This window comes from Chryseobacterium sp. NFX27, from assembly GCF_049887855.1.
Taxonomy (GTDB): Bacteria; Bacteroidota; Bacteroidia; order Flavobacteriales; family Weeksellaceae; genus Chryseobacterium.
In genome coordinates this window covers 110,279-127,080 of record NZ_JAGEKK010000011.1, presented here as the reverse complement: position 1 = coordinate 127,080, position 16,802 = coordinate 110,279, and the positions used below count along the sequence as shown (strand labels likewise).

General features: G+C 39.2%; 15 protein-coding genes. 9 read left to right on the top strand and 6 right to left on the bottom strand.

What is annotated here, in order from left to right:
* Positions 1–156: 156 nt before the first annotated feature.
* Positions 157–663: a GNAT family N-acetyltransferase gene (locus J4Q03_RS13980; protein WP_426048751.1), complete on the top strand. Its 507-nt coding sequence runs from the start codon at positions 157–159 to the stop codon at positions 661–663.
* 28 nt (positions 664–691) lie between these two features.
* Here J4Q03_RS13980 and J4Q03_RS13975 read toward each other — a convergent pair whose 3' ends face one another.
* Entirely contained in the window at positions 692–1,747 is a 1,056-nt protein-coding gene (locus J4Q03_RS13975) for a serine hydrolase domain-containing protein (RefSeq protein ID WP_426048750.1), read from the bottom strand.
* A 376-nt stretch (positions 1,748–2,123) separates the two neighbouring features.
* Here J4Q03_RS13975 and egtD point away from each other — a divergent pair, with 376 nt between their 5' ends.
* The 5 genes from egtD to tssD all read left to right on the top strand — a co-directional run bounded on the left by egtD (position 2,124) and on the right by tssD (position 7,611).
* Positions 2,124–3,107, top strand: a complete 984-nt coding sequence (gene egtD / locus J4Q03_RS13970; RefSeq protein WP_426048749.1) for an L-histidine N(alpha)-methyltransferase — start codon at positions 2,124–2,126, stop codon at positions 3,105–3,107.
* A gap of 242 nt (positions 3,108–3,349) precedes the next feature.
* Positions 3,350–4,522, top strand: a complete 1,173-nt coding sequence (gene egtB, locus J4Q03_RS13965) for an ergothioneine biosynthesis protein EgtB (protein ID WP_426048748.1) — start codon at positions 3,350–3,352, stop codon at positions 4,520–4,522.
* A 9-nt stretch (positions 4,523–4,531) separates the two neighbouring features.
* Positions 4,532–5,443, top strand: a complete 912-nt coding sequence (locus J4Q03_RS13960; RefSeq protein WP_426048747.1) for an ABC transporter ATP-binding protein — start codon at positions 4,532–4,534, stop codon at positions 5,441–5,443.
* Positions 5,440–7,005, top strand: a complete 1,566-nt coding sequence (locus J4Q03_RS13955; protein WP_426048746.1) for an ABC transporter permease/substrate-binding protein — start codon at positions 5,440–5,442, stop codon at positions 7,003–7,005. The genes J4Q03_RS13960 and J4Q03_RS13955 overlap by 4 nt, the downstream gene beginning before the upstream one ends.
* A gap of 198 nt (positions 7,006–7,203) precedes the next feature.
* Entirely contained in the window at positions 7,204–7,611 is a 408-nt protein-coding gene (gene tssD, locus J4Q03_RS13950) for a type VI secretion system tube protein TssD (RefSeq protein ID WP_116011228.1), read from the top strand.
* Between the two features lie 122 nt (positions 7,612–7,733).
* Here tssD and J4Q03_RS13945 read toward each other — a convergent pair whose 3' ends face one another.
* The 5 genes from J4Q03_RS13945 to J4Q03_RS13925 all read right to left on the bottom strand — a co-directional run bounded on the left by J4Q03_RS13945 (position 7,734) and on the right by J4Q03_RS13925 (position 13,567).
* On the bottom strand, positions 7,734–8,753 hold the full coding sequence (locus J4Q03_RS13945; protein ID WP_426048745.1) for a hypothetical protein: 1,020 nt from the start codon (positions 8,751–8,753) through the stop codon (positions 7,734–7,736).
* Positions 8,754–8,994: 241 nt separating this feature from the next.
* A complete protein-coding gene (locus J4Q03_RS13940; protein ID WP_426048744.1) occupies positions 8,995–9,654 on the bottom strand; it encodes a hypothetical protein in 660 nt (219 codons plus the stop codon).
* A gap of 414 nt (positions 9,655–10,068) precedes the next feature.
* Entirely contained in the window at positions 10,069–10,884 is an 816-nt protein-coding gene (locus J4Q03_RS13935; RefSeq protein ID WP_426048743.1) for a DUF4249 domain-containing protein, read from the bottom strand.
* A gap of 3 nt (positions 10,885–10,887) precedes the next feature.
* Positions 10,888–13,227 (bottom strand): TonB-dependent receptor, encoded by a 2,340-nt coding sequence (locus tag J4Q03_RS13930; RefSeq protein ID WP_426048742.1) that lies wholly within the window; start codon positions 13,225–13,227, stop codon positions 10,888–10,890.
* A 211-nt stretch (positions 13,228–13,438) separates the two neighbouring features.
* Positions 13,439–13,567 carry a hypothetical protein gene (locus J4Q03_RS13925; RefSeq protein ID WP_426048741.1) on the bottom strand — a complete coding sequence of 43 codons (129 nt, stop codon included), beginning with the start codon at positions 13,565–13,567 and terminating at the stop codon, positions 13,439–13,441.
* Positions 13,568–13,910: 343 nt separating this feature from the next.
* Here J4Q03_RS13925 and J4Q03_RS13920 point away from each other — a divergent pair, with 343 nt between their 5' ends.
* The 3 genes from J4Q03_RS13920 (at position 13,911) to J4Q03_RS13910 (ending at position 16,478) form a co-directional block, all read left to right on the top strand.
* Positions 13,911–14,546, top strand: coding sequence for a LysE family translocator (locus J4Q03_RS13920; RefSeq protein ID WP_426048740.1), 636 nt, complete (start codon positions 13,911–13,913; stop codon positions 14,544–14,546).
* 254 nt (positions 14,547–14,800) lie between these two features.
* Positions 14,801–15,673 (top strand): helix-turn-helix domain-containing protein, encoded by an 873-nt coding sequence (locus J4Q03_RS13915; RefSeq protein ID WP_426048739.1) that lies wholly within the window; start codon positions 14,801–14,803, stop codon positions 15,671–15,673.
* Positions 15,674–15,755: 82 nt separating this feature from the next.
* Entirely contained in the window at positions 15,756–16,478 is a 723-nt protein-coding gene (locus J4Q03_RS13910; RefSeq protein ID WP_426048738.1) for a siderophore-interacting protein, read from the top strand.
* Positions 16,479–16,802: the final 324 nt, after the last annotated feature.

Genomic DNA, 16,802 nt, shown 5'->3' with positions numbered 1-16,802 from the left:
ACTAGGCTCTCTGATTTTCAGCCGGATGACTGGATGCATTTTTTTACGGCTTATAGTAAAATTAATAGTACTTTTAGCCGATCATAATATCGGCTGCAATACATTGTAGATCTATTAATTGTGATGCGAACCGCCAAAATTAATAACTTCTATCTCATGAAACTATTTCAGTACGACAATTTTCCACACGTGACAGGCAATAGAGTATCATTACGACAGATTCTGGAAACGGATGTTGAAGATCTTATCGAGATTTCGTTTTATGATGCTGTCCGGGCTGAAACGGCTCAACAGGCAGTGGAAATGCAGGTAAAGATCAATCAGGATTATCTGGACGGAAACTCTATTCACTGGGGCATTGCAGATAATGTAACTCACAAAATCGTTGGTACCTGCGGGTATTACCGCGGGCTGGATAAAGGAGAAGGTGAGCTGGGATGTGTTTTATTGCCACCATATTACGGCAAAGGATATATGACTGCCGGAATGACGCTGGCGATTGATTTCGGACTGAATACATTAGGCCTGAAACGGATATGGGCAGCAACAGATCAGCAAAACGGTCCTGCCATTAAACTGTTGGAACGGCTTAACTTTGTGAAAACAGCAGATCTGGATGACGGTGAAATTGAGTATGAATTAAAGCCAACCAGTAATTTATAAGAATTCATAAAATCGGATATTGGTGCGTTTATTTTTGCAGCGTTTTAAATGTGTCGTTTTTTAAGATCGCCTGTATGGCTTCAGAAATATCAAAAATTTTTTCGTTGTAATTATTACTGAGTAAAATAATCGTCATTTTGTTCTGAACATCTGAAAATAAGATGGCTCCAAAACTTCCCGCTCTGCCATCATGAAAATGTTCTTTTAAATTTTTATTATCAAATTTAGCATTTCCCAACGCTGATTGACTATCTGAAATATGAAAGCTTTGACCTGATTCATAAAGAGAATTTTTACTGATAACTTTTTCGGAATGTAGACTATTGGCCCATTTCAATAAATCAAGAGTGGTAGTATAAGTTCCACCGGTTATAGGTAGCTCTGCACGATCTTGTATTGCTTGATTGTTAAATCCCTGAGCAATATTTTTTTCGTTTTCAAAAGGAGTCATCAGGGTAGTATTCATTTCCAAAGGCTTGAAAATAAATTTTTCAACATAGGTTTTAAAAGGAATTCCTGCAATACGTTCAACAATAAATTGTCTCAGAAAAAGATTGTTATTATTATAATCATAATCAGTACCCGGCTTAAAAGATAGATGATCAATCAACAATAAATCATTGAAAATATCCGCATCATTTTTGATTTTCTTCCAATTTACATTAGGAATTCCGCTTGTATATTGTAACAAATCTTTTATGGTAATTTCATTGGCCCATAAAGGAAGTTCGGGAATAAATTTGGAAACATGATCAGATAGTTTCAGTTTCCCCTGTTCTTTTAATTGAAATAACGCAACGGCACTAAACTCTTTAGTTATAGAGCCTAAATGAAATTTGTATTCATCTGTTAATTGAGTGGTCTTTGCAGCATCAGAAAAACCAAACGAAGCTTTGTAAATTATTCTATCATTTTGTGAAACAAGAACATTACCATTAAATATCCCCATATCATAGGCAGATTTCATAAGCTTATCCAAGAGATATGTTTTTTGTTGTAAATCGTTTTTTTTATTCTTTACTTTTTGACCAAAGCAAAAAATAGTGAGACATACCAAACTTGAAATTAAAGCAGATTTCAGCATTTTCTATATATATTTTCTGATGATGACTACGAAATGGTAGCTTAATATAATGTAAAAGGTTAGAAGTAGATATTAATTTTGAATTTTCAGTCTGACCAGACCCATAAAATAAATACTGATAGAATATTCCGAGAACAATATTGAGAACTTTTTCATTGTGGATGTTTGTATAGCTTTCTCAAATATAATGTTTATTTTCAGTGATTGGGAGACTGTTGTAAAATAAAGATTATTTAAGAATTGCAGGGTACATCATTTATACCGATTAAGCACATATTTAAGTTAATGAAACAAGACTAAAAAAATATTTTTGTAAATTCAGTGTTGAGGCGGCAAGATAGTTGTAGTGAACTAACAACCACACAAATTAAAACATATGAATTTACAGTTAAACCAATGCCCAAAGGTTGAAAATCATCATGTTGACAGTTTTCGAACGGATGTCCTGGAAGGCTTAAAAAACAGTCCCAAAAGATTATCTTCAAAATACTTTTACGATAAAACCGGGGACCAGCTTTTCCAGGAAATCATGGCAATGCCTGAATACTATCTCACCCGCTGTGAGCTCGATATCTTTAAAAATAAAACGGCTGATCTCGCCCGTCTTATTATCCCTGAAAATGAGCCGTTCGATTTGATCGAACTGGGGGCGGGAGATGCAATGAAATCCACATTTTTACTGAAACACCTGGTTGAAAAAGGAATTCAGTTTACCTATATGCCTATTGATATTTCAGGCAATATCCTTTCCATTTTAAAAGAAAAACTGAGCCGGGAATTACCGGATTTGGAGATAGCCGCTTTAGAAGGCGAATATTTTGAAATGCTTCAGAAAGCAGCATCGCTCTCCGGAAGAAAAAAGGTTATCCTGTTTTTAGGAAGCAATATAGGAAATATGAACCCCGAAGAAGCTGAACACTTCTGCCACAGTTTAAACCGGAACCTGACTTCCGGCGACAGGGTATTGGTGGGTTTTGATCTTAAGAAAAATCCTCACACTATTTTAAATGCTTACAATGACGGAAAAGGCGTTACCGCAGCATTTAACCTTAATCTGCTGACCCGCATCAACCGGGAACTTGATGCCGATTTTGACCTGAAACAATTCCAGCATTATCAAACCTACGATCCCATAAGCGGAGCCTGCAAAAGCTACCTCGTAAGCCTGCAAAAACAAACCGTAAAAATAGAAAATGACAGCATTTTATTTGAAGAAAATGAACTCATTGACATGGAAATTTCTCAAAAATTTTCTGAAGAAAGAATTGAAGAATTAAGAGAGGAATCCGGCTTTAAACGGATAGGAGAGATCAAAGACTCAAAAAAATGGTTTGTAGATACCGTTTGGCAGGTAACGTAAAAGCAATACAGAAAGTAATATTATGAATTCTAAGAAGCAAATCAACAGGCCATACAGCTTCATCAAGGAATTTGTTGATTTCTTTGCTTATCTGAATAACCATGAACTAATAAAACTTTACGTTAAATCAAACATAAATATCTACAGAATCATGTATTCTTTTAATCTGCCCGATCTGTTAGATAAAAAATAAAAAGTATATTTATTTGTCCCAAAGTTATAACCCATTAAAACTAAAGAACATGACACTGAATATAGCGACACCGGATTTAGTGAAAAAGTATACAGATATCAGAAAACATTCCGAAGAAATCTGTGCTCCTTTAGAAATTGAGGATTATGTAGTGCAGCCCATCATAGATGTAAGTCCGCCGAAATGGCATCTTGGCCATACCACCTGGTTTTTTGAGACTTTTATTCTCATCCCCAATTTTCCTGATTATAAAGTTTTCGATGAACAGTATAATTTTGTCTTTAACAGCTATTACGAAACTATCGGGGCGAGAGTGATCCGTACCGACCGTGGAAATCTCAGCCGTCCTTCCGTTTCAGATATCTATAAATACCGGCAGTATGTGGATGAGCATATGAAAATTTTTCTTCAGAGCAAATTCATGAATGGAACCGTTGAACCGCTCTTAGAATTGGGGCTTAATCATGAGCAGCAGCACCAGGAATTATTAATTACCGATATTAAATATATCTTAGGGCACAATCCGCTTTTCCCAGCTTATAAAAAAGAAATTGTCTCAAAAAAAGAAATCCCTGGACAGGCTGAAATGCTAAAGTTTTCCGAAGGAATTTATGAAATAGGGTTCAAAGGAGAGGGTTTCTGTTTCGATAATGAGCTGGACAGGCATAAAGTTTATCTTAATGACTTTGAAATTGCAGATCAACTGGTTACCAACGGAGAATATCTGCAGTTTATGGAAGCCGGAGGATATACCGATTTCAGACACTGGCATGCCGAAGGATGGGACTGGGTAAAGCAGAGCAATGCGGACTCTCCCTTGTACTGGCATTTTATGGATGGAAAATGGATGAACTATACTTTAAATGGCTTGCAGGAAGTTGACCTTAATGAGGCCGTCTGCCATATCAATTTTTATGAGGCCTCTGCTTTTGCCTCCTGGAAAGAAATGCGCCTGCCTACCGAAGCAGAATGGGAAGCAGCATCCGGTCGTTTCAATTGGGGAAACCGTTGGGAATGGACCAATTCTGCCTATTTACCTTATCCCGGTTTCAAGAAAGAAGCGGGAGCTGTAGGAGAATATAACGGTAAATTCATGGTCAATCAAATGGTTTTGCGTGGCTCTTCTGAGGCTACACCAGCCGGACACAGCAGGAATACCTATCGCAATTTTTTTCAGACGAATCTGAAATGGCAGTTTACAGGAATCAGACTTGCTCAATAACTTTTGCCGATGATTACAGTTGAATCAGTTTCAAAGAATTTTAACGGGAAACCCGCAGTAGATAATATTTCTTTTCAGGCCCATGATCAGGAAATCCTGGTTCTTCTGGGAACGAGCGGTTGTGGCAAAACGACTACCCTTAAAATGATCAACCGCCTTGTGGAAGCAGATTCAGGAAATATTTTGATCAACGGTAAAAATATCCGTGATCAGAAACCGGAACAACTGCGGATGGGAATCGGTTTCGTGATGCAGCATTCCGGACTGTTTCCTCATTACACCATTCAGCGGAATATTGCCGTAGTTCCGGAATTGCTGAAATGGGACAGGAAAAAAACAGAAAACCGGACTCATGAACTGTTGGATAAACTTCATCTGTCAGAAGATATACTTTTACGGTTTCCCAGCGAACTGAGTGGAGGTCAGCAGCAGAGAGTAGGAATTGCAAGAGCGCTGATTGCCAATACACCCATTTTACTGATGGATGAGCCTTTCGGAGCACTGGACAATATTACCAAGGCTGATATTCATTCAGAATTTAAATCGCTGGAAGAGCTTAAAAATAAAACCATCATACTGGTTACCCATGATGTTCAGGAAGCTTTTGAACTGGGACACCGCATATGCCTGATGGATAAAGGGAAAATTATTCAGACAGGAACCCCTAAAGAAATGCTTTATCATCCTCAAAACGATTTTGTCAATGAATTTTTTACTGAAAACCGGCTTTTGCTGGAATATAAAATTGCGGTTTTAAAGGATCTCCCCAATTCAGAAAAACTGTACAAAGAATTTAGTTTTACGGAGAATACCAGTGTCTGGAATGCTTTACAAAAATTAAGTTCGGATCATAGAAATATGGAGTATTATGAAAGTCTGATCAGGGCATTCAATGAGTATAGAAAATTACAGATCGTATGACGCAGCAAAACCTTTGGCAGTTTATCATAGAACAGCAGGAAAAATTACTGACCCAGGTTGTGCAGCATCTGGGGCTCACATTTCTGTCATTGCTTTTAGCAATTGTTGTCGGTGTGCCTTTAGGAATACTGATTGCCAGAAAAAGAAAAATTTCAAGCCCTGTGCTTGGATTTGCCGGTATTTTGCAGACCATTCCGAGTATTGCCCTGCTGGGTTTTATGATTCCTGTTTTTGGGATCGGAGCCAGGCCGGCTATCGTCGCACTGCTGATTTATGCTCTTTTACCCATCATCCGAAACACCTATACAGGAATTACGGAAGTAAGTCCCACTGTTGTAGAAGCAGCAAAAGCAATGGGGATGAACAGGAGGCAGCTTCTTTTTAAGGTGGAACTTCCTCTGGCTATGCCTGTTATCATTGCCGGAATCAGGACGGCAGCGGTGATCAATGTCGGAGTGGCTACATTGGCATCATTTGTGGCAGCAGGTGGCTTGGGTGAGTTTATTTTTGGAGGAATCTCCCTGAATAACACCAATATGATCCTGGCAGGTGCTATTCCCGCGGCATTATTGGCTGTTTTGCTGGATCAGACTATTGCTGTTGTACAGAAGTCCGGCTACCGCCTGTTTCAGAAGCTGAAATATATAATTCCTGGTGTCCTTATTGTTGTTGGGGCAGCTTATCTGTTGACTTCCGCAGCAAAGAATAAAATCAAGGCAGGCTTTACCCCTGAATTTATGGGAAGACAGGATGGTGACCTCGGTTTGCGTTCGGTGTACGGACTTAATGTAAATCCTGTTGTCGTAAACGATGCGATTATGTACAAGGCGGCATACGAAAAGCAACTGGACCTCATTAGCGGTTATTCTACCGATGGCAGGATCAAAGCTTTTGATCTGCATGTTCTGAATGATAACAAGAAAATATTTCCACCCTATTTTGCAGCACCTATTATTAAAACAAAAACACTGAAGAAATTTCCTGAGCTGGAAGAAACCCTTGATCTGCTGGCCGGTAAATTCAATGATTCAATAATGACGGATCTTAATTATAAATCTGATTATCTTAACCAGACCCCGGAAAAGATAGCAAAGGATTTTTTAATTAGAAATAATCTGTATAAAAGTTCCAGGAAAGGGAATTCCGGAACGGTACGGATTGGATCGAAGATTTTTGGCGAGCAGTATATTCTTACAGAAATGTATAAAATGCTTATTGAAGGCTATACAGATTATAAGGTGGAAACAAAAACAGGGCTGGGAGGCACCAAGATCTGTTTTGATGCTTTAATGAATGATGGGATTGATTTCTATCCTGAATATACGGGAACCGGACTTCTGGTACTTCTAAAGCCTTCAGAGGAAACCCTTAAAAATGTTACTCAGAGTCCTGATAAAACATACAGCTATGTCAGTTCGGAGTTTCAAAAACAGTACGGTATTCGGTGGCTTAAACCTCTTGGGTTTAATAATTCCTATGCCTTGATGATGCGCAGAAAACAGTCTCAGGACCTTCAAATAAAGAATATATCAGATCTTAAAAAATATTTCAAAGGCAGATAAAACAGATTCTGATCTTCCTTTGAAACTGTAAATGTTTGATTTATAATTGATAAAAAAGCCTAACACTTGTTAGTCGTACTACTACTACACTTTCTCAGATAAATCATAAAATGTCCTTTTTATAGCATAACTACTTCTATATTTGGTGAATTAGAATAACATCAGATCACAAAATATTAACCATTAATTTACAAAATCATGGCAGAAAGAAATTCAAGAGGAATCTTAAAATTTAATGGTGGAGAAGGGCAGAAACTGCTAAAACTTCACTACAGTGTATCACGTTCTACGGACGTATCAGGAAGAGTGGCATCAGATCCTTCTAATGCACTTATCAAAATTACAGTAGAAGCTACTGAAAAATCTGATATCCTTGAAAGCTTATTGAACGGAAAATACAAGCCTACAAGCGGAGAAGTAACGTTCAACAAATCTCATGAAGAAGGAACACTGACGACTCTGAAATGGGAGAACGGATATGTAATCCAGCACGAAGTAGATTTCAATGCAGTAGATGAAAACAGTATGTACATCAGCTTCATCGTAAGTGCAGAGCAGATTGACTTAGGTAATTCTTCTTACAAAGCGGAATGGCCTACTGCTTAGGAGTATAATTTCTTAAACTTAAAAAATCAGACAGAATGGTTACCTATAAATAGGATACCATTCTGTCTTTTTTTGTTCACAATATAATTTTAACAGGAGTTGTCTTCTGATTTCCTGTTAAATCAGAACTGTAGATCAGGCCATTTACTTGAAACAGCATCAATTGGAGATACTAAACCTAGTCCACTTGAAGCGGCAGATCCAAAGAGTACACCGATCATTGTAGAGTCATCCGTCTTAAAAACGGCTGCTCCCGAATCGCCCGGCCTTGAAAAATAGCCACCATCGCCCCTGACGGTGATTACATTATGGGCAACGGTTTCTGTTCCGTCAAATTTTTTAACTTTTAAAGACTCAGTAATGCTTTTGACTTCACCTGTTGTAATTTCTGTGGTGATCCCGCTTTTCATAACCTCCTCACCGATTAGAGCAGCACCGATCTCTGCAAATCCTGAAATGATATTTCCTACTCCATATACTTTTCCAATATCAGCATTTCTGAAATATCCTTTCCTTGCAATAGCACAGTCCAGCCATGCATCTATAGTGTCTGAATCTCTTTCGAAAAAGACATTTTCACGGTAATAATCCTTTAGTGAAGCGCAGTCATGGCAATAGTTTAAAGTAGTTTGCCACTTAGATTGCTGGCATACATCAGAGTCAAGTTTTGTAGTAGTGCCCACCAGCACATGGGCACAGGTGATCATATAAGGATTTTTATCCCCTTTTTTATTAATCATCACTCCCAGCGTACCGTTGCCTGCAATTTCCTTTCCTCCCTGCATCAGCTCACCGTTTGCTGAAATACTGATTCCTCCGATCAGTGGATCTGTTTTTTCGTTTCTGGTCGCATCTGCCACAGCATCTGGTGCAGCCAGGTTATTGTCTTGGATTTCAAACTCCACAACGTCTGTAGGACAGTCAAAAAGAACAGCCGGAATTGGATTGTTCACTTTGGCTAAAGGCAGTTTGTTTTTCACTCCGAACGTATAGCTGAGGCTTGGGATCAGTTTATCATTCACTGTTTTCAGAGAGACCCCTAAAGAAGTGATCTCGGGTCTTTTAAAATATTCTTCAACAAGTTCGGGGAGTCTTTTGGCCATCTCATCGTGCAGGGCCAGTTGTTCTTTACTTAGTTTCATGATCTGGTGGTTTTATTGGATTGATAAATAGAATAGTAAAATAACGTGAATTCGGATAAGGATTAAATTAAACGCAAGGATAAACAAAGCTTTAAAAAAATCTGCTTTGTTTGCCTTTGCGATAAGGATATAATTGTTTTCAGTATTTTCTTATGCCGAACTCAGTTAAATAGTCATTGTATTAAAATTCGGAACAGCATCACCGTTCCGAATTCTAATCATCTTCACTAAAAACGTAGTCTTAGTTCAGTTTAATGGTTCCCGAAGAAGGAGCACCACCACCGGAAGGAGGAGGTCCGCCTGCAGAAGCCTGATCGGCCAGCATACGGTACTGTGCCGTTCCTTTTTCAGTTTTGATCGTTCCTGAAACCGTATACAGATACAGATCCCCCGAAACAGCAAAGTCATTGGCTGAATTATTCACATAGAAGTCAATATTTACAGTAGACATCTGTTTTGCCTTTTCAAGAAAAGCATCCATTAATGTGGTGATCTGAGCTTCCGTAAGCCCTTTGGATTTCATAGAATCTTTTGTTTTTTCATAAGAAGCAGAAGCGCCGCCACCGCCGAAGAACCATGTCCAAACGGATAAGTTGGCACTTGCCGATGTTTTTTCATATTCTTTAACTTCTTCTTTGTAGCTGGCGCTCAGCATGCTCATGGCCAGATCATTCAGATTTTTCACATCCTGGCTGGACATGGCAGACACCTGAAGAGAAGCGGTGATTCTTCCCTGAGTGAATGGCGGTACGGTATAGGAAAGCCCTGTAAGCTGCCCTTCCCCAGCTACTTCAATAGAATAAGACTCTTTGGATTCTCCTCCTGCTTTTGAGGTTGAAATAACGCGTTCGAACGGATCTTTGAAACCCACTTCGGTCTGTGTAATTTGAATTGTTTCCATTGTTTTGTTTTTTGGTTGGTGTTTGTAATTACTTATTGAACAACTCAAAGGAACGAAGAAAAAGAACCGGATTTTAGCGTGTAAATAACCAAATATCATCTTCAGTAGAAATACCTATTGAGTATAATTGGCTGTTTGTTAGTTGTTTATGTGTTTTTTTTCGCCAATCCTGTCAACATGAATTCTGATAAAAGTAGGTGAAACCAATTTTATTGTTATCAAAGGAAAGCAAGGGTATTTCATTCAGCAAAAAACAAATATTCCTGTGTATTGCTTTTTATAAGTGAAACGGCTTTGTTTAACTTAAATAATCAACGGAATGCTTTTAATGCTTTGTTTATTAACTTTTAACCGTGTAAAAAAGGCAGCTCCTAATGATCGGAGCAGCCTTTTGTTTAGTTTGGTGATGATAATTTACTGAATGACAATACTTTTTTTCTGCACCGTATGCGCTGAAAAATAACCCAAGGCTCCATTGTCAATATTACTTGGAGGATTGGACGGGGTAACGCCTCCGCCAGGTCCGCCGTCCCCTGAAATCTGCAGAAGGGCGGAATAATAGGTGAATATAGTATGATCGATGGACTGCATTTCTACATAAACAGTATCTCCGGGTACCACTTTATGATCAGTGGGGTCATCATCATTGTCTTCATTCGGGAGAAACAGCGGTCTTTGGTTGACCATTCCGTTATTTACATTATCCGAAAATACCTCAAACGTCTTTTTCGTCATGTTATTGATGGTAAAATTAAAAAAATAACGGTTCCCCAATGCCGCCGGATCGGTGAAAATTGGTAAAAGGGTATAGGTGGTTTCGCTGCCGAAAGTAAAAGAGTCTTGTGTAAGGCCGTCAAAACTGACCACTTCAGGCATAGTACTTTGGGCTGTATACTGCTTTCCTTCGGCCTGTATTTTCAGGGTATAGGTTCTGCCTGTCACTCCGATAAAAGCGGTAGTTATATATTTACCGTCACCTACATACTGTAAAATTTCTGTCTGACCCGTATTATCACTTACGACAACCTGTGCGTCGGTAACCGCAGGATACTGATTGTTCTGTGTAAAAGCTACAGATTTAGTGATTCTTATGATATACGGTCCCGGCTGGTTCGTTATATTGCCTTCTATGACGATGTTTCCTCTCTTGTCATCCAGATCAAGGTCGATCTCCTTTTCACAGGAAGTTAGTAAAAACAGCGATAATATGATAAAAATGATATTCTTCATGATCTAAAATTTGAAATTATAAGTGATGTTGGGTACCCAGCGGAAAAGGGAGGTCTGCATAGCGCGTGTTGTTCCCGGGTTGTTCGGGTTGTCTTCAAACGTAATCGTATAGGCATTTTCCCGGCCGTAGAGATTATAAATCCCGAATGACCATGAGCCTTTGAAACGTCTGGTGGATTCCGGCTCATAGGTAGCGCTCAGATCCATTCTGTGGTAGGCCGGCATACGGTCTGCATTCCTGCTGCTGTACTGAAAAATAGTCTGCCCGTTCAGCTCATATTTAGCGGTAGGGAAGGTTACGGCATTTCCGGTACTGTAAAGGAAGAGTCCGGATAAAGACCATTTTTTATTCAGTTCATAAGTGGCTACAATAGACAGATCGTGGGTTTTGTCCATTCTGGCGTTATACCATTCATTATCATTGATTCCGTTTATTTTTCTTTCTGTTTTAGACAGGGTATAAGAGATCCATCCGGTCAGTCTTCCGCTTTTCTTCTTGGCGATCAGTTCCAGCCCATAGGCTCTTCCTTTACCATACAGCAATTCGCTTTCTACATCAGCTGCCGTGTCAAAGGTGATCTGCGCACCGTTTTTAAAGTCGATCTGGTTCTGCATGGATTTGTAATAGATCTCAGCATTCAGCTCGTAATTGTTGTTATTGAAATTTCTGCTGTATCCTGCACTGATCTGATCGGCTATTTCCGGCTTTACGCTGTAGCTGCTCCCGATCCACTGGTCGGTAGGATTTCCGCTGCTGCTGTTGCTCAGAAGGTGCAGGTTCTGGGTGTTGCGGGAATATCCGGCCTTGATGCTGCTTACCTCATTGATCCGGTAATTGGCGGTAATTCTCGGCTCAAGATTGAAGTAGGTTTTCCCGAATTTACCCTTTTCCAGAAACCGGCTGTCCGTAATCACCCCATTGTCATAGGTATTATACGTGTCTCCGCCCAGAATACTGAAAGTAGACAGCCTTAAACCGTAATTCACGGTCAGCTTATCTGAGGCTTTAAAATCATCATTGATATACACTGCATTTTCCCAGGACTTTCTCGGATTTCTCGGAAAGCTGCTCACACTCGTACCGGAAGCACTGCTTGGCGTGATCGTATGGTGAATAGACTGAAGTCCGAAACGTACCGAATGCTTATTTCCGGCAAACCACGTAAAATCCTGCTTAAGGTTCCAGTCTTCGATCTGTGAATCCAGGCCAAATGTATTATCATTGCTTTTCAGGCTGATTTTATAATTGTAATTGCTGTAAATTAACGAAGTATTGGAAAATAATTTACTGCTGATGATACTGTTCCATCGGAGTGTAGCCGTTGTATTTCCCCAGTTTGTTGAGAATGTATCGCCCAATCCCAGAACATCTCTTCCGAAATATCCGGAAAGGTAAAGACGGTTGTTGTCATTGATCTGATAATTGGCTTTCAGATTCAGGTCATAGAAATACAGTTTGCTGTCCTTATAATCATCACTCGTCTTAAGAAACAGATCGGCATACGTTCTTCTTCCGGAAACAATGAATGAAGATTTTTCCTTCTGAATAGGTCCTTCCACACTCAGCCTGCTGCTGATCAGCCCGATTCCTCCGTTCACATTATAATCCTTATTGTTCCCGTCTTTCATTTTAACGTCCATCACAGAAGAAAGACGGCCACCGTACTGGGCGGGACTGTTTCCTTTGATAATACTGGCATCTTTCAGTGCATCACTGTTGAAGGTACTGAAGAAGCCCAACAGATGCGAAGCATTATAAACAGGGGCTTCATCCAGTAAGATCAGGTTCTGGTCCGTGGCTCCGCCTCTTACACTGAATCCGCTGCTTCCTTCACCATTGCTTTTGATGCCCGGCAAAAGCTGTATCGTTTTCATGACATCCTTTTCCCCGAATAAAACCGGCAGCTTTTCTATATTTTTGATGCTTAACGTTTCAGTTCCCATCTGGGCTGAGGTAAGGTTTTTATTTTTTTTGACCCCGGAAATAACAACTTCATCAATTTTTCCCACCTTTTCATCTCCTTTTTCTTCCTGGTCGAGTGGCAGATCCAGCTTGGTATTCTGTTCCACCTTTACCGGCAGTTCAAAATCACGGTAACCCGGATAGGAAACAATCAGCGTATAACTTCCTTCGGGAAGCGACAGTGAATAAAAGCCATATTCGTTGGCAACCACAGAAACAGACGGATCTTCACTTACTTTTACCGTAACTCCAATCAGCAGCTCTCCATTCTTGTGATCCTTCACAGTACCGCTTACTGAATATTTCTGCTGTGCCAATGCCATAGAGCTGAAACAGACTACAGCGGCGGTGACGGCAGTTTTAAAAAACAATTTTTGCATTGAGTTTAAATTTTAATGTAGTAGAAATCCTGTCAAATAGTACGTTTAAGTTAATTGATGTTAAGTGAATTGCAGAAAAAAGAATGAGACGGATGAAACTTTTAATGTTAGGTGAAATGGTACATAGTTTACTGTCAAACGTAAAAATTCAAGCGATAGTACTGACATTGAAAAATATTCTGCCAGATGCTAAAGCCGGAATAATTATTCCTCAACCTTTTACAGCAGATTGTTTCCTGAATATTCCGAAGAGATGGGAAGGTGTTTTTGAGACTGAATTGATCTCTTTATGGTCTTTTTTTCCTGTATAGCCAACAGGCAGCATTTGATTTCGGTTCATAGTTTTTGGTGTGGTTATCCTGAAAAGGTAAAAATCTCTCTTCCGGGAGTACAAAAATAGCAAAATACCGCTACCAGCCTTATATTTTATTGTCATCTTAATGTTAAATGATCATTTCGGGATAAAAAATGAGCGTAATTCCAACAGACTGTGAATGAAATCAATATATTTGTTCAATTATTATTCAGCAAAGTAAGACCATACATTTTCTGTATTACTTACAATAAGTGAAACGGCTTTGTATATCTTAAAAATCAAATGAATGCTTTTTAAAGCTTCGTTTATCTTTGCGTTTAATCTAATCCTTGTCCGAATTCAGGTTAAATAAATAACTATATAAAAGATGATTCCACTTCACGAGCTTTTATTCTTTATCCTGGCTGCCCTTGTTTTAGTGATAAGCCCCGGCCCGAATATGATTTACCTCATTTCGAAATCAATTACACAGGGAAAAAAATCCGGGCTTATTTCTCTGGCAGGCGTAATATGCGGCTTTATGTTCCATATCGTCATGGTATCTTTCGGGCTTACAGCGGTATTACTGGCAGTTCCGGTTGCTTATACCGTTCTGAAAACGCTTGGAACCGTCTATCTTCTGTATTTGGCGTACCAGGCAGTAAAACCAAAAAGCAGGAATATATTTGAAGTAGATAAAAACAGTCCGCATGATGGCACCAAAAAGCTTTTTACCGTTGGCTTCCTGACAAGTGCGCTCAATCCGAAGGTCGCTGTATTTTACCTGTCTTTTTTTCCGCAGTTCATTAAACCTGAATATGGCTCTGTTTTAATGCAAAGTTTTGAACTGGGAATTGTCCAGGTTATTGTAAGCTTCAGTGTTAACTTTATCATTGTGCTTACAGCCGCAAGGGTGGCTGCATTTTTCTCCGATAATCCATTTTGGGTGAAGATTCAGAAATGGTTTATGGCGGGTATACTTACTTATTTAGCGGTAAAAATGGCTTTGTCAAAAGCCAGATAAACTGAATTATATAAGTTTTTAACTCGCAAGGTTATACAAAGATTTCAATAAGCTTGCTTTAAAGTTTTAATAAACCAAAACAAAGACTTATTTTCATTAGTCTTACTTTGCTGAATGAAATGCCTTTGTGTATCCTAAAAAACAGACAGAGAGAAATATTTCTTTGTTTATCTTTGCGATAAATAAATAAATAAATAAATAAATGCTTTCAGCTTAATAAATCAGAATAATATCTCATCATCAGCTATTTTTCAATGAAGCAGTCCATTCCCACCTACGATTTAAACAGCATTACGCAGCACGGTATTCTGATCGAAAGGATTGAAAAGAGGACCATGAGTACGGACGGTAATCTTTTTGATAAAGGAATTCATCGCGACAGTCATTATATTTTTACCTATCTGGAACGTGGCCGGGCGAAAATGATGGTCGATTTTAAAATGATAGAAGCTCAGGATACAGCTGTTTTCTTTCTGCTGCCGGGACAGGTGCATGAAGGAATTCTGATGGATGATGTCAGCGGATGGTTTATTGCGGTAAAAGCAGATCTGCTGCCCGATACCTTACGGTCGGTTTTTGAGGAATCGCTGATCGATATACAGCCTGTCGTCATTGACCGGATTACGGCAGAAAAGCTCAGTTCCTGTGCCGAAATGCTGCAGATGTCCTGTACCGAAGAAATGCTGGCTACCAAAGAAGGTTTTCTTGTTGTTCAGTCTCTGATGAATGCCTATGCCGGATTGTATGCCCTGATTTTTCTGAAAGAAAACAATCCCGAAGTTTCGACCGGAAGCCGTGCTGTTCAGCTCGCCAGAAAGTTCAGAATTCTTGTAAGGAGAGAATTTAAAACCCTGAAAAGTCCATCAGCCTATGCCGGACTTTTAAATATTTCACCCGGTTATCTTACCGAGGTTATTCGTGAAGTAACGGGTAAATCTGCACAGCACCTGATTCATCAGGAAGTGTTGATAGAAGCCAAAAGGCTCTTATCCTTCACTCAGCTGAGTGTAAAAGAAATTGCGTATGAGCTGGGCTATGGTGATCATACCTACTTTTCCCGTTTATTTTCTAAGGTTGAAGGCTGCCCGCCTACAGAATTCCGCGACAGATACCGAAGCAGGCAGTAAACCACGAATTGTCCAACTAATACCCTGATACGGCTATCGGTCTGCATTTATTTTGAAGCTTCCTTTGCATTAAAAATTATTTATGCCAAGCTTACCAAAATGGATGAATGACACGTTAGAAAACGTCATGTCCTCCAAATTTAAAGATTGCACCGTTATTCATACAGAAGCTGTTTCAGAAGATCTCCGCCTTATCCGTTTTGCTTCCGGTCTGGAAGATGTTCATTTTGAGCCGGCTTACGCTATAGGAATAAGAGTCAATGAAAGGGATTACCGAAATTATTCACCCTTCAGTTTTAATAAGCATGCAGGAACTTTTGATGTGATTTTCCATCTTCATGATACGGATGCTGTAGGAAGCAGTTTTGCCAGCCGTCTTTCAGTAGGCGAAACTACAAAAATACTGATGCCAAGGGGAAAGCGTTTTTTTGAACCCAATGCAGAAATTCATTTTTCCATAGGCGATGCAACTTCACTGGGAAGCTCTCTGTCCATCAAAGAAGCAGCGGAAGAGATCGGCGGTACATTTGTATGTCTTCATGAGCTGGAAGATCCTTCGGTGCTGAAAAAACTGGGACTGTACGGCTATTACACTCCCAAAAACGATATCCAGAACATCATGGAAGCTTTAAACGATTTTTTAAAAGAAGAAAAACAAGCCGTTTACAACAGCGAAGCCGTTTTCTATCTTACAGGAAACGGAAATACCATGTCTGTGATCCGGAAATTTCTTAAGGCGAAAGGTGTGGAGGGGAAGTGTATCAGGTCGCAGGCGTATTGGATGGAGGGGAAGAGGGGGTTGTAGAACTATTCGTATTTTTGCCTCGGACACATCATCCATAAAATTTGTAAAAGGTATTCTTTATGATGGAGATGTACGAAAAATTGGGTGTAAATTACGGTGAGTAGATATACTACGGCTTAATATAAAATAGTACATTTTATTTGGTTGACTTCCAGATTATTTTTTCGTGTGTTTATATTTTAGAATTCTAGTAATTTTTTATAAAATATTGATAACATTAAAGGAGTCATTGGTGCTGCAATTCAAGCGCTATTAAGTTTATCCAATGGGTAAGATTTTATTAAATTAATGTATCTTTGAAGATTAAACTATTATTATTACCTC

What these genes read in the sequence shown, in the direction of transcription:
- J4Q03_RS13980 (WP_426048751.1), top strand. Translation starts at nt 157, where the DNA reads ATGAAACTATTTCAGTACGACAATTTTCCACACGTGACAGGCAATAGA.
- J4Q03_RS13975 (WP_426048750.1), bottom strand. Translation starts at nt 1,747, where the DNA reads ATGCTGAAATCTGCTTTAATTTCAAGTTTGGTATGTCTCACTATTTTT.
- egtD (WP_426048749.1), top strand. Translation starts at nt 2,124, where the DNA reads ATGAATTTACAGTTAAACCAATGCCCAAAGGTTGAAAATCATCATGTT.
- egtB (WP_426048748.1), top strand. Translation starts at nt 3,350, where the DNA reads ATGACACTGAATATAGCGACACCGGATTTAGTGAAAAAGTATACAGAT.
- J4Q03_RS13960 (WP_426048747.1), top strand. Translation starts at nt 4,532, where the DNA reads ATGATTACAGTTGAATCAGTTTCAAAGAATTTTAACGGGAAACCCGCA.
- J4Q03_RS13955 (WP_426048746.1), top strand. Translation starts at nt 5,440, where the DNA reads ATGACGCAGCAAAACCTTTGGCAGTTTATCATAGAACAGCAGGAAAAA.
- tssD (WP_116011228.1), top strand. Translation starts at nt 7,204, where the DNA reads ATGGCAGAAAGAAATTCAAGAGGAATCTTAAAATTTAATGGTGGAGAA.
- J4Q03_RS13945 (WP_426048745.1), bottom strand. Translation starts at nt 8,753, where the DNA reads ATGAAACTAAGTAAAGAACAACTGGCCCTGCACGATGAGATGGCCAAA.
- J4Q03_RS13940 (WP_426048744.1), bottom strand. Translation starts at nt 9,654, where the DNA reads ATGGAAACAATTCAAATTACACAGACCGAAGTGGGTTTCAAAGATCCG.
- J4Q03_RS13935 (WP_426048743.1), bottom strand. Translation starts at nt 10,884, where the DNA reads ATGAAGAATATCATTTTTATCATATTATCGCTGTTTTTACTAACTTCC.
- J4Q03_RS13930 (WP_426048742.1), bottom strand. Translation starts at nt 13,227, where the DNA reads ATGCAAAAATTGTTTTTTAAAACTGCCGTCACCGCCGCTGTAGTCTGT.
- J4Q03_RS13925 (WP_426048741.1), bottom strand. Translation starts at nt 13,567, where the DNA reads ATGAACCGAAATCAAATGCTGCCTGTTGGCTATACAGGAAAAAAAGAC.
- J4Q03_RS13920 (WP_426048740.1), top strand. Translation starts at nt 13,911, where the DNA reads ATGATTCCACTTCACGAGCTTTTATTCTTTATCCTGGCTGCCCTTGTT.
- J4Q03_RS13915 (WP_426048739.1), top strand. Translation starts at nt 14,801, where the DNA reads ATGAAGCAGTCCATTCCCACCTACGATTTAAACAGCATTACGCAGCAC.
- J4Q03_RS13910 (WP_426048738.1), top strand. Translation starts at nt 15,756, where the DNA reads ATGCCAAGCTTACCAAAATGGATGAATGACACGTTAGAAAACGTCATG.